General features: G+C 32.8%; 12 protein-coding genes. 1 reads left to right on the top strand and 11 read right to left on the bottom strand.

Annotation, left to right across the window (positions count from 1 at the left end; all coding sequences use genetic code 11):
- Position 1: 1 nt before the first annotated feature.
- Positions 2–3,001 carry a SusC/RagA family TonB-linked outer membrane protein gene (locus tag D3P13_RS17550; protein ID WP_232829232.1) on the bottom strand — a complete coding sequence of 1,000 codons (3,000 nt, stop codon included), beginning with the start codon at positions 2,999–3,001 and terminating at the stop codon, positions 2–4.
- A gap of 813 nt (positions 3,002–3,814) precedes the next feature.
- Between D3P13_RS17550 and D3P13_RS17545 the strand changes: the two genes are divergently transcribed.
- The gene (locus D3P13_RS17545; RefSeq protein ID WP_157972952.1) at positions 3,815–4,075 is read left to right on the top strand and encodes a helix-turn-helix domain-containing protein; all 261 of its coding nucleotides are present in this window, start codon (positions 3,815–3,817) and stop codon (positions 4,073–4,075) included.
- Positions 4,076–4,123: 48 nt separating this feature from the next.
- Here the strand turns inward: D3P13_RS17545 and D3P13_RS17540 are convergent, their stop codons facing one another.
- From D3P13_RS17540 to D3P13_RS17490, 10 genes are all read right to left on the bottom strand, one after another.
- Positions 4,124–5,515, bottom strand: coding sequence for a type IV secretory system conjugative DNA transfer family protein (locus tag D3P13_RS17540; RefSeq protein WP_232829231.1), 1,392 nt, complete (start codon positions 5,513–5,515; stop codon positions 4,124–4,126).
- Between the two features lie 214 nt (positions 5,516–5,729).
- The gene (gene mobB, locus D3P13_RS17535) at positions 5,730–6,749 is read right to left on the bottom strand and encodes a MobB family relaxase (protein WP_117884181.1); all 1,020 of its coding nucleotides are present in this window, start codon (positions 6,747–6,749) and stop codon (positions 5,730–5,732) included.
- A gap of 3 nt (positions 6,750–6,752) precedes the next feature.
- On the bottom strand, positions 6,753–7,487 hold the full coding sequence (locus tag D3P13_RS17530; RefSeq protein ID WP_117884180.1) for a BfmA/BtgA family mobilization protein: 735 nt from the start codon (positions 7,485–7,487) through the stop codon (positions 6,753–6,755).
- A 254-nt stretch (positions 7,488–7,741) separates the two neighbouring features.
- A complete protein-coding gene (locus D3P13_RS17525) occupies positions 7,742–7,939 on the bottom strand; it encodes a hypothetical protein (protein ID WP_117884179.1) in 198 nt (65 codons plus the stop codon).
- Between the two features lie 17 nt (positions 7,940–7,956).
- Positions 7,957–8,406, bottom strand: a complete 450-nt coding sequence (locus tag D3P13_RS17520) for a JAB domain-containing protein (RefSeq protein ID WP_117884178.1) — start codon at positions 8,404–8,406, stop codon at positions 7,957–7,959.
- 78 nt (positions 8,407–8,484) lie between these two features.
- A complete protein-coding gene (locus tag D3P13_RS17515; RefSeq protein WP_117884177.1) occupies positions 8,485–8,829 on the bottom strand; it encodes a single-stranded DNA-binding protein in 345 nt (114 codons plus the stop codon).
- Positions 8,830–9,662: 833 nt separating this feature from the next.
- Complete coding sequence (locus tag D3P13_RS17505; protein WP_117884175.1) at positions 9,663–10,157, bottom strand: VOC family protein; 495 nt, start codon at positions 10,155–10,157, stop codon at positions 9,663–9,665.
- Positions 10,158–10,232: 75 nt separating this feature from the next.
- Positions 10,233–11,048: an AraC family transcriptional regulator gene (locus tag D3P13_RS17500; protein ID WP_117884174.1), complete on the bottom strand. Its 816-nt coding sequence runs from the start codon at positions 11,046–11,048 to the stop codon at positions 10,233–10,235.
- Between the two features lie 414 nt (positions 11,049–11,462).
- Positions 11,463–12,158 carry a LytR/AlgR family response regulator transcription factor gene (locus D3P13_RS17495; RefSeq protein WP_117884173.1) on the bottom strand — a complete coding sequence of 232 codons (696 nt, stop codon included), beginning with the start codon at positions 12,156–12,158 and terminating at the stop codon, positions 11,463–11,465.
- Positions 12,158–13,168, bottom strand: a complete 1,011-nt coding sequence (locus tag D3P13_RS17490; protein WP_117884172.1) for a sensor histidine kinase — start codon at positions 13,166–13,168, stop codon at positions 12,158–12,160. The genes D3P13_RS17495 and D3P13_RS17490 overlap by 1 nt, the downstream gene beginning before the upstream one ends.
- Between the last annotated feature and the right edge of the window lie 34 nt (positions 13,169–13,202).

Raw genomic sequence — 13,202 nt, 5'->3', positions numbered from 1 at the left:
GTTAAAAATTAAATTGAACTCCCATAGTTAATCTTCTAAGCTGTGGTAAATACCCTAATACTTGCTCTGGATCTCCACCTTTGAATGAAGTAAAAGTCAGTAAATTTTGACCTTGTAAAGTCAAGAGACACTTTGTGTTTTTCAGCCATTTTTGAGATAGTTGGTACGAAAATGATATATTCTTTAGCTTCAAATAGGACGCATCGGTAACAGCGGCATCACTTAGTGTAAATTTAGAGTAGGCCAAAAGAGCTTGATAATCGCTTCCTGAAGTATATCGCTGCATAGTACTAACATCTCCTTCTTGTTGCCATCTATCTAAACTCTCTGTAGGCTGATTTATCAGGAATCCGGCAGGAGCACTATTGAAATAATAATTATACCCATTTTGTTTAGTGAACTGAAAAAAGAACACCAATTTAAAATCCTTATAGGTTAGTGTATTGGTTAGACCACCGTAATATTTAGGGGCAAGATCTTTGGTCTTCTTTCTGTCTTCTACAGAACTAATAGCACCATCCCCATTATAATCTTCAAATTCAAAAAGGCCAGAATCTGGATTGACACCAGTTAAGTGATATAATTTAATTATGGTCAATGGTTGACCAATTACATATTTATTGGCATAAGCAGAATTTTCTAGACCATCGTAAGAGATGAGCTTATTTTTAGGAATTGTAAGATTAAAATCCGACTCCCAAGAAAAGTCACCCTTTTGTATATTTCTAGAATGCAACTCAAACTCCCAGCCAGAATTAAGAATGGTGGCATTCAGATTGGCTTGGATATTCTGAAACCCTGTCGTTCCTGGTAATGGTACACCAACCAATTGATTCGAAGATGTATTTCTAAAATAGGTGGTTGATAAAAGAAATTTATTTTTCCATAAACCAAAATCAAAGGCAAGGTCAAGTTTCTTATTTTTCTCCCAAGCAAACAAAGGGTTGAATAGTCTTGTTGGCTCCAACCCAACAATTCCACTGTATATATTATTTGAAACACTATATGTGTCAAAATATTGATAATCTCCAATCTGGTCATTCCCTGTTATACCATAGCTTACTCTTAGTTTTGCCAAAGACAATGTAGGTATTGTATTTTGAATACCACTTTCTTCTGATAAAATCCACGCTGCTCCAACTGCTCCAAAATTGGCATATCTTTTCCCTGGGCCAAATCGACTAGAGCCATCTCTTCTGCCTGTTAGATTGATGATATATTTATTTTCCCAATTGTAATTAATCCTTCCATAAAATGCTTGGTAACGGTATTGATTTTTATTTTCGCCAAGAATATAAACATTGGAGGCGGCACTAAGATTTTGTAGTAGGTTATTATTTGTAAAACCGGCTGCTAACAAAGACAATTGCTCGCTGTTTTGTTCTTGAAAAGTAATTCCTAAAATAGTTTTAAACATACCTTTACCAATAGGAAATTGATAATCCAATTGCGGCTCGATACTCCAAGAGTGTCTTTTGCCTTTATTGGTGAAAATATTAGAATTGGCACTTGTCAATCCATATGCGGGATTGTAAATGGTATGCGGATTCGTCTTCCCTTCTTCAATTCGAATATCATTATATCCTAATCGCGAACTTATTTTAAAGTTAGGCAAAAGCTCGTAGGATAACACAGCATTACTCATCAAGCTAATTATTTCGTTTGAATACGCCCCATTAAGTTGTGCCAATGGATTTGTCCATGAGCTATTCTCCCAATTTAAATTCCCAGATTCATCATATAGTTCTGGGGCATTTGGAGATAGTGTACGTGCGGATTTAGACAAATCCAAACCTGGTTGATTATTATTTTCAGTAGCATAATTAGCCGTAAAGTTTAGTGTAAACTTATCATCCAATGAGGAGTGATTTAGTGACGCTAATACTGTTCCTCTTCTATAACTAAAATCTTTAGGGAATACTGTAGACTCTTTACCATAAGTTCCACTAATATTAAAATGTGTTCGATCACTTCCTCCAGACACAGTTCCTTGATAATTTTCAATATGTGCAGTACCACCTATTAACAAATTTTGCCAGTCCGTATCTCGAGTGTTACTCCAAGTTCCATTGATATCATAAGCATTAAACGGATAGTCACTAATGCCATCATTATCAAATGCTTCCTTTCGCATTTCGAGGAATTGCTCAGTATTCATTAGTTTTATCTTTCTAGAAATATTAGCTAATCCTGAACTAACACTAAGAGAAAAGGTAGTCCCTCCTACTCTATTATTTTTTGTAGTAATTAATACAACACCATTGGCACCTCTTGAACCATAAATTGCTGTAGCATCTGCATCTTTCAAAACTTCAATAGAAGCGATTGATGAAGTTGGCAAGGCATTTAAAGGGCTAATAAGTGCTCCAGGCATAATAGACCCTGAGCTACCATTATAACTCATGGATCCAGAATCATAGGGTACGCCATCAATAATATAGAGCGGTTCATTACCCGCAGCTATGCTATTTTGTCCTCTTATTCTTACTTGAAACCCTCCACCTGCTGTTCCTGTATATTGTGTAATATGAACTCCAGACAGCCTGCCCTGCATTGCTTCTAAAGGGCTATTGACAGGTTGTGTTTCAATATCCTTTGAACTTATTCGAACGATACTGCCTGTTTTTACTTTGTCATTAGTTTTATAATAGCCAGCATTAATGGACACTTCCTCGAGTTCTGTGCTTTCAGAATAAAGTAACACATCAATTCTAGTTCTGTTATTTACTAGCTCTTCAACTGTACCATATCCAATAAAAGAATATGTAAGTACTTCTGTTCCTTTTACTTGAATGCTGTAATTTCCATTTAGATCTGATGTGGTACCTCGTGAGCTACCTTTTACATGTATTGTAACTCCATTAAGAGCTCCATGATCATCTGTTGTGGTTCCAGATACGCGGTAAAGATCCTGTGCATGAACAGTATAGATAATTCCTAAAAAGATAAGTATAGGCAAAGAAAATCTTACCCACTGGTAAGAGTGTAGGTTATTTTTCATAATTTTATAATGATTTAATGAAACGTTAATTTGTTAGTTTATTAACTTTCTCTTTCGCGTAAAAACGAATTGGAGAAGTTTGTTTAGTATTTATTCATTGGCATTAATTTTAGTTAATGGCTATATTTACTCCATTCCTCTTTTATAAAACCTATCTATTTCTAATAGAAAGACTTAAAAGATTAAGGATAAATAAATGCGTATTAGGCTTTTAAACTTGGTGTGTCCAGGTACAACTAAAAATGAAAGATTCGTAGATTATGGGATAAAAAGTGGAAACAACATCTGGAAAAAGTATAGCGTGAATCCCATAACAAAATGCCTATAATTGGGCTCTTTGGCTTTTTAATAAAGAGAATGTCGAATAAGCTAACTTCCGACTTATACCTCATCCATTCCGATTTTAAATGGAATATTTGCATTTCAACTCGAGTATTTGGTATAAATATATTTAACAAAGTCTCATTAATTAAAAGTTATTTTAATAATTACGAAACTCAAGAAAAACGGAAACTGGTGCTAAGAATTGTTGAATATATTGCCAAAAAAAGGCGTAGAACTCAACTTACTAATCTGAGGTACTGGTATACCCACACATAATAAGAGAGTCCACGCCCGGGTCGTGAACACCTTGCTTATTATCCTGTGTGTTAAAAATTACCAGTTTTCAGATCAGGATTCAAAGCGAATGCTTCTATTTTTTTATAAGAAGAATCGCAAATGTATTAATTCAATTACAAATATAACAATTATTTTTTAATAGTAACCTGTGGGTTACCAAAATATTTCTTTTTAACCTTGAATTTTATGATCATGAATAAAATTGATTTTATTAAGGAGAAAAAGATATTCGGTAAACATGTTCGTAAGCTGAGAAAAACTATAAAAAGTTCTGAATATATAAATAGAAATATCTCTCAGCAAGAACTGAGCGATCGTAGTGAATATATTTCAAAGAAAACAATTGGAGAAATTGAACGTGGTGAAACTAATCCATCTTTTGAAACTCTATTAATATTAGCTAAAGTTTTGGAAGTCGATCCTAAAGAATTATTCGACTTTGAACTGGAATAATTAAAAGAAGTGCTTATTAAATGGCGTAAGCTTTTATTTCATAAAATTCTATTTAAAAATAGATTTCACCTCATTATGAATTTTTAAAAAATTTTCGTCTAGGTTTGTATTGTTAATTTCTCTCGCGTCAGGGAAGCTTCGTTTAATTTTAGGATGTATGAATTGCAACCTTTTGTCCTTTCCATCTGCAAATACAATAAACTCCCCTTGTTTTAATCCAAAAAAAGCATCAGCTCTCGTTTTAGCTACTTCCTTTTCACCATGTGTAACTCGAGTATCAAAATTTAAATTATACCCTTTATTTACACTTCTGGTTTCTTTTTTTACAATTTCAAAAAAGCGTTCGTAATACTTTGCTGTATCAGGATCATTTGCCTTTCCAAAAAACTGATAGGAAAGATTACTTAAAATAGCACGGCTTGCCCTGTCTCCGTACATCATATCGTTTTGTATTTTATCTTGCAGCACATATAGGGTTACGATATCATAACTCCTCAACGTAGCTGGAATCCTATGCATATTTAACAATCGAATGGTAGATGCCTCTTCCAACAACACAAAGGAAGGATTTTGACCACGTTCACTCATCTGCTTGGTGATAGTGTGCATGATAGTGGCAATAACAGGAGACAACGAAGCTTCTTTCTTAGGATTGTTAACAATAGAAATGACTGCCGGATTTAGAGGATTATTAACATCTAATGGAATTTCATCGGCAGAGAGCACCATAAATATTTTTTTTGTACTAATTTTTTTAAAGGCATTGGCCAAGGTACTTTTTACGCCTGCCGTTTGACGGTCCGACCCTACCCCACTTATAAATGCGTCTGCCATGGCTTTAGCTGTCAAATCTACTTTTAAAAAACTAATGAGTGCTTTTGTTTCTAAATGCTGGTATAATGCAATTAAATGTGGAATGGTACAGTAATCCTCATAATCTGTTTTGAGTCTCCATATTAAACCACCTATTAAGCCTTCTACGGCATCTTTAAAGAATCGTGACGTACTGTTGTTATCCGATTCTTTTAATTCCAAAAGATTCTCTAATAACACCCTTGATATTTCATAGACACTTTCTTCATCTGGTAAATACTTTGGAGCAATGGGATTCACCCTATGATAAATGGGGTCAAAAGAAACAATATAGAAATCAGTACTACTTTTTTGAAATATGGGATATGCCATTTCTGTGATTTCAAAATTCTTGTAATCGTGAAGGACTCCGCAGAATTCATTGTTACCAAAATGTTCCAAAAAATTATAGACCACACTTTCTGTTTTACCACTACCCGCTGAACCAATTATAGAAACCCCTCTGCGAATATTGTCCAATACAAAACGAGCGCCTTTTGTACTGAGTACCATCCTATATTTTTTATTTTTCTTACCGGTACTTTCTTCTTTGGCAACAAAAACATATAATATCATAAAGAAGAACATGAAAGGGAGGGTTAGATATAACAGCATCTTTGAAAAACCCGTTAAATCCAGAGCCAAATAACCAATACTAGATATACTGATTATACATAGACACATCAAAAAGAAACCTAAACGCACATACCGTATAATTAAATAAGCTATACTACATACCAATAGCACGTAAAAAGTCAAACTGTAGCTATTTTCCATAATTGAAATTCTTAAAAAATTAGTATTAAATACCTATTGAACCAGAGTTTATCGCTTTACCCACTCCATTTTTAAGTTTCATAAACGCTTTATATGCCAATTGCACCTTATTGGTAGGTATATTAGGAATATTTACCCCAGCCTTATGCAGTAGTTTAAAAGCCATTTGTTTTTCGTTTGTAGGCAAGCCCACGAGTGTGGCAAAAAATTTTTTAGGATTTTTTATAAACATGTTTTTTGCCTTATAACTTTCTACGAAATTCCGATTGTAACCAAATGTAGTGTCAAATCTCTTTTCAGCCGATTTATAAAATTTTTCTCTATGGAATCCCTGTTTTACTTTTTTTCCATTTAAAATGGTTTCAGATTGTTTATATTTTGATCCTGGGGACAGACTAAATGAATTGGAATTATCTTTTCTGCTTACAATGATATGAATATGGCTCTGGTAACCTTCCTTTTGCATTCCTCGAACAATGCGTCTACCTTGTTGTTGGTGTGGAGCTTCCTTTTCTAGTCTAACTATTTCTTTTTCCAGATTCTTGACATTTCCAATGGAATTACTTCCTTGAATATTTCTAATTTCGTTTTTAAGCTGGAGTATTTTGGTTGCATAGGGTTGATTTTCTTGTATCTTTTTATCCTTTCCTTTATAAGTACGCTCATGTTCCATCTTGGCATAATATTTAATATTGTCCACAGTAATTTTTTGATCCCTATAGAAGGCATCAGCATAATCCTTCATAATTTCTCGTACATACTTACGTAAATGTTTTGGGTTATTCTTAATGTGATTTAATTCCCTTGAACTAGGACTTACCACCATTGAATAAAACTTAGGGTCTTTTTTGGACAGTTTAGAAGTATTACCATCGATTTCAGCAATCACTTCTTCTGAACTAACTTTATCATTATACTGGTTAAAAAAGTTTTCCTGAAGCTCTACACTTTTATCCTCATTTTCTTTTTCCAAATAATTGACAAAATCACGAACGCTACCTTTATAGTTTGTTCCCGATTGCTGCTTTGTAATGGTGATATACATGCTTTATAAATTTTGCAATGTTCTTTTCAATTTTGTGAGTTCCTCTTCGCTGAGCTCCAATTTAAAATAGTTTTTCCCGAAACTACTTTTTACTGTTTTGACCTTATTCAGTACATCTGAAAAATTCTGTTTTACCAAATTCATTTTCTCCGTTAATCGTTCATACCGGATTTTCGGTACAGTTGTATTTTCAACAGGTTTATTTTCTAATTGCTTATCTGCAAATTTCTTTTCGACCATTAAAGGCTCTTTTTTTTCTTGTTTTAGATTTTCTTCGAACAATGATAATAGCATAGCTGTGGTCGGCTTGGTCTGTTCCTTTTCGATGCTTTTGATAATCGCAATGATAGCTTCTGTACGTTTCCTGTTTTTTATAATTTCTTGTAGCATGCTCCTTTCAAATTTATCAGACGGTAAAAAGCCATGCCATTCAAAGAAGTCCATAATTATCCTAATACTTTCAGAATGAGACTTTGATATTTTCTTAGAAAACATCCGAAACCGCTTCGCTATCGAAGACTTAAAATTTACAGTGCTATACTTATAATTGTATTTACCTTTAACTATCATTTTACGCCAAACTTCTTTAATGTTTTCAGGTGTTAAGGTTCTATTTACTCCAAACTTTTTTAATGTTCCTAAATTTTTTAAATCATAAAACCTCCATAAACACAAGACTTTGCGAAGCAAAATAAAATATGTAGCGGTGCTTTGCACGCTACCCTCTTGCTTCTCCATTTCGTCACGCCAAAGCGTGACAAAATTCTCGAACAATCTGACTATCGTCAATTGCTTTTTAAAGGTATTTTAAATCTCTAAAAAATAAAAATGCAGTATGTTCTCAAATGGTTCGTTTTGAAAACATACCCTAGTATTTTGAAAAATTCATCACTTAAAGACGTCAATTTTTCAACTATTGATGCGTTAAAATTTTAAAAACGGAATAAAAAAGCCCTTGAATATTCAAGGGCAAATTAGCAGGTATTTGAATGTTATATATTAAAAACGTATTGAAAGAAATACAGGTTTTTAATTGCTTCCTCTTCTAATATTTCATTATAATTTAAATGATATTCTTTGGCATATGCTTTAAGGTTCTTACAAAATTTACTTTCAATATCTTTCTTTGAAATTGAAAGTAAATAGTCTTGGGTTTCCTTGTCCAGATTGTTATAATTAATATTTATCATAACCTTAGTTTTTAAAATTACAATATTCCATTATCTGCAAAACTATAAAATTGACCACTAGGGGTAATTATCAAATGGTCAAGTACTTTAACATCTAGATATTTAGCGGCTTTCTTAATCTTTTGGGTAAGCTCTTTATCCGCTTCACTTGGATTTAAATTACCGCTCGGGTGATTATGAGCTAAAATAATTCCTACCGTAAGTGATTTTAAAACAATGGCAAAAAGTATGCGTATATCTACCAAAGTACCCGTAATACCACCGATTGACAATTCGTAAACACCTTTTGCTTTATTGGAGTTATTCAAGAATAGCACCTTAAAAGTTTCATGTAAGGCAATGGTGTCTTTATCCCAATTATCAAAAAGCAATTTTCTGGCATCATCTGAACTTTTAATCGCTTTTGAACTCATTATATTTCTTTTCTCTTTGTAACTAATCCGTATTTCGTTAACTTTGACTTTCATTGGTTTTTTTTTAAAATTAATGATGAAAAGAGGGTGATTATCTCCACAGTAGCACCCTCTTTGTTTTAACTCGATTAATTACTTACTCGGATTTCCGTTTAATAATAGAATTTCATTTGCTATGACTTCTGTCAAATAGCGTTTATCCCCTTCTTTGGTTTCATAACTTCGTGTCTTTAGTTGACCGACTATGCCAATTTCTTTGCCTTGGATCACATACCTTTCAATAATGTCTGCGGTCTTTCCCCAAGCTATGACTGTGTGCCAATTGGTGTTCGTTTGTCTTTCTCCCTTACTGTTTTTGTAGTTTTCATTGGTTGCCAATGATAGTCGGGCTACTTTTTTACCACTTTCTAGATTAGTAATCGTTGGTTCTTGCCCAACATTTCCGATTAACTGTACATGATTTTTAATTGTGCTCATATTTAATAATTTAAAAGGTTAATAATCCCCTCCCGACACTTCGGGATTGATTAACTGAAATCAATTTTAAGGGGTGTTTGTATAATTTCTTGCGTGCATAGCACAATAGATGAAGTGGGTTTTGTCAAGACTTTTAGAAAATAAATCAGGAGTGTATACGACGTAGTAAAATCCTTAGATTTTCAAGGAAGTAGAAACCTTATTTTTGGCTAAAACTTGGTATAGTCTTTACAAGATCCATAATGGCATTAGCGATTCTTTTAAAGCCATTTGTGGCGAGAGTGATACAGGCTAGTTTAGTGAACATAACAAATGGGTTTAATTTAGAATTGGTTATGTCATACCTGTTTTTTGTTGTCCCAAAAAACAACAAAGGCTTCCTCTATTATAAACCCTTTAAAATTGTGAGCCTAACGCTTGGTTTTTAGAAATAACTAATAAAGACTAAAGAAGTCTTTGTTGAAAATTTCGTTAAGAAAATAAAGCGATTGGCTTTCCGATGAAAAGCGAAGTTGATTCACGGTTTTAGCTTGGGAATGTAGCGATCTTTCCCAGCGTAGCAGGAAGGGTTAGTGGAATTGACGGCCAAAATCATGAATCAGTTTCAAGACTTTAGTAAAGAAGCTCATTGCACTAAATATAGCTTTTGCGAAATGCAGGGAAATGTGCTGAGTGGCTCATTAAAAATTAAGATCTATCTTAAAGTGAATATTTTGAATTTGTTGGGTGATTAAGCACTTAATTTTCGGTAAAGCATGAAGCCATATTTTAAGTATTTTATGTCTTATTTTTTAGACTCATTGATGTTCGTACGTTCGTTCTATTTCCTGCGTTTAGTTTGGGGAATGCAGACCAATTTTATTTCCTTCAGAGTCAAGAAATAGTGCATAATATCCACTTTCATCCGCGTGAAGTGACTTAGGAACAATTATTTCGCCCCCATTATTCTCAACTTTATCAAGAATGACTTGAAGATTATTTCCTCCATTTAAGTATATGGTTACGCCATTAGCCGAAGGTTTATACCCTTCCGCTCTAATGATAACCCCTGTAACCATTTGTTCTTCATAAGGGAATATTCCCATTTCCATTTCGGGCATTTCCATTTTCTCGATGTCAATGTCTAAAATTGCTTGGTAAAAATTAACTGCTCGTGAAATATCCGTTGCTGGAATTTCAAAAATTGAAATATGAGTTTTCATTTCTTTTGTTTTTTGATTAAGGTTAGACTCAACCGAGATAGGTTCGGTTTTAGATTTGTTTTGATTGTTACAGGCCGTAATGCTAAAGGAAAGAATTATGGCAGTACAAAGGATCGTTTTTTTCATATTGTCCTGTTTAAATTGACAAGACAAATTTAGATTACTTGCAAAAACTAAAATTGTATAAATGCGTCACGTTGACTATTTGTAGAAAAGGGTAGAAAGTACCATATTTTCATTTCCTAAAAATTTTTTCGGGTTTATCCCTGTAAACTCTTTAAAGTCTTTTATGAAATGTGCTTGGTCGTAATATTCACTCTCATATGCAATGTTTGTTAGGTTTTCCTTCTTTTTGTTGAGCAACATTTTTAGAGCAGTTTGTAGTCGGATTACTTTACCTAATTGTTTTGGACTAACACCAATTTGTTTTATGAAATTTCGTTCAAGTTGTCTCCGTTTTGATAAATCTTCTTTAAGAATAGTACGTATCGAAGCACTTCCGTTTGTTGCTAAAAGGGCATCAATGGTTGTTTTTACAATATTATCAATTGTTATTTTTTCATTTAATTTGTCTAAAAGAAATTTTTCAATAATTTCTATACGCTCACTACTATTTGTAGCTTCAATTATTTTTCGTTCCAATTCATTAGTGGTTTTTTCTCCGAACAATAATTTTATAGGCGTTTCCTTATTTGCCAAGTTCTTAATCGGCATTGTTACAAAATTCGCAAAACCGTAAGGGTAAAAGCGAATTGCAAAAGTATTCACGTATCCTGTGGGTTCGATATAAAAAGGGTCAATTGTCTGTCCGAGAACCATTGCACGAGGTTGTATAATAAATTCATTTTCCGAAGTGTATCGTTTAATGTCGTCTCCTAGTATAAAAGCCATTTCAATTGTTCCGTCTGGAATTATCCGTTGTTTTTGTGCATCAGATTCTGCAGAAACTTCTAAAGTCCAATAGCAATTGACAAGAGATTCCAAATCAGAATTTGGTTGAAATGTTTGGTATTTCATTTATTGATGTTTTTTTCGAAAGGCGCACAACTTGTTATAAAAGCTATAAATATAATATTATCCCATAGAAAAGTTAGATTAAGCAACTTTTTATTGAGAAAAGCAAAACTATCGGCTTTCCGACGAAAAGCGGACTTGATTCACGATTTTGACTTGGGAATATGGCATTCCTTCCCAGCGTAGCGGTTAGAGTTAGTGGAATTGAGTGCCAAAATTGAGGATTAGGTCCAAGACTTTTGAAAACAAGCTCTTTGCTCCTAATGAAGCTTTTTTAGAAATGAAGTGGTAAAATGCTGAACGGTTTATAAAACAGGTTATTTTTTTGAGAGGAGTAAGTAAATATGCTTTGCCCAAAGAGACGATAGTAGTGAATTGGGAATCTGACTGGAAAGGTTTAAATTATAAAGAGAATACTTATAGTTTTGCCAAATCTTCCAATTTTTTAAAAACAATAACTTTATACATAACACTGATTGGGACTTTAGTATTTTCTATTAATAAATGTGTTTTGGTTGCTTTTGTCACTCTATCCAAATTGATAATGTATGATTTATGTGTACGTTGAAAATGTTCAGATAACAAGGTCGTAATATTAATAAGTGTTTCGGAAATCAGATACATTCTTGAATCTGTAAATATTTTCAAATAATTTCCAAAACTCTGAATGTACAGAATAGATTCAAATGAGATATTAACAGGCATGCCATCATGCTTTATTTGAAGTTCTTCAGATCCTATATTTTTTTTAGTTTGTGTTATATTTGAAGTTGAGACTTTGTTTATTGCTTTCAAAAAACGTTCAATTTTCACAGGTTTCAATAAATAATCTACAACGCCATAATTATAACTTTCTAATGCATACTCTGAAAAAGCCGTAGTTAAAATAACTTTAGGTGGCTTTATCATAGAACGCAAAATTTCCATGCCATTAAGTTGGGGCATTTCTATATCAAGAAAAATGAGATCAAGGTGATTTTGCTGGATAAAATTGATGAATTCAAGTGGATTTCCTGTACTCACTACTAATTCAAAGTTGTCAATTTTAGAACAATAATCTTCTAACACTTTGCGTGCTAATATTTCATCATCGACGATGCCAATTCTAATCATTAATTATTTTTTAACATTGCAGTTGTTAAATCAATAGATAAATTTACACGATATAGGTTTTCTTTATCATCAATTTCTAATACGTGAGCATTAGGATATAATAGATATAAACGTCTTCTCACATTTTCAAGACCCAGTCCTATTCTTTTCGATGTAGAAACCTTGGAAGGCTTTGAATTATCCACACAAAAATAAAGGGTTGAATTTTTTATAGTTACAGAAATATCAATTGTACTCTGTTCGTTAGTACTTTTAGCGCCATGTTTAACAGCATTTTCAACAAATGGAATTAGCAACATTGGAGCAATTTTGAAGTCCGAATAATCTCCTGTAATTAAAAAATCAACAGTACAACGTTCACTTAATCTTTTTTCTTCAAGTAACAAATAATTTTCTATAAACTCAAGCTCTTCTTTTAATAAAACGGTATCTTTTTTAGAACTCTCTAATTGATATCTCATTAATTCTGAGAGCTGCATGACAAGATCAGGAGTTTCTGGAGATTGCTGCCTGGAAAGTGAATAAATACTATTTAATGAATTAAATAAAAAATGGGGATTCACCTGCTCCTTTAAATAGTTAAGCTCTATTTCTTTTTGCAATTTATCTTTTTCACTATTTTCTCTTTGAATGATTATATTTCTTCTTACAAAGAAAGCGGCCATTCCCGTTCCGGTAGTATATATTAGAAAAAAGATCATTTTATAAACACCATACCATCCATCCTTCCCATATCCTTTCAAATATGCTCCAAGAAATACACTCCCAATAAGAAGTATCATATATAAAAAATAGCGTCTCTTATCAAAAAAAGTTGGAATGAAGATAAAATGATTTATCCAAATGATGGCCATAATGGCAATTGTATAATTCAGACCATGTAAGAAAAAAGAATAATTAGTATCAAATCTATCCTTAACCGCCCACATACTTAATATCTCAAGTATAAGTACCAATAAAAGGGCGCTAATATTTATAAGGATAGTATTTTTTAAAGACCTGTTAAGCATATATTCATTTAAAAATTGGTTAAATATACCATCT

The sequence above is a fragment of the Aureibaculum luteum genome, from assembly GCF_003449015.1.
GTDB lineage: Bacteria > Bacteroidota > Bacteroidia > Flavobacteriales > Flavobacteriaceae > Aureibaculum > Aureibaculum luteum.
This window is presented reverse-complemented; position numbering and strand designations above follow the sequence as displayed.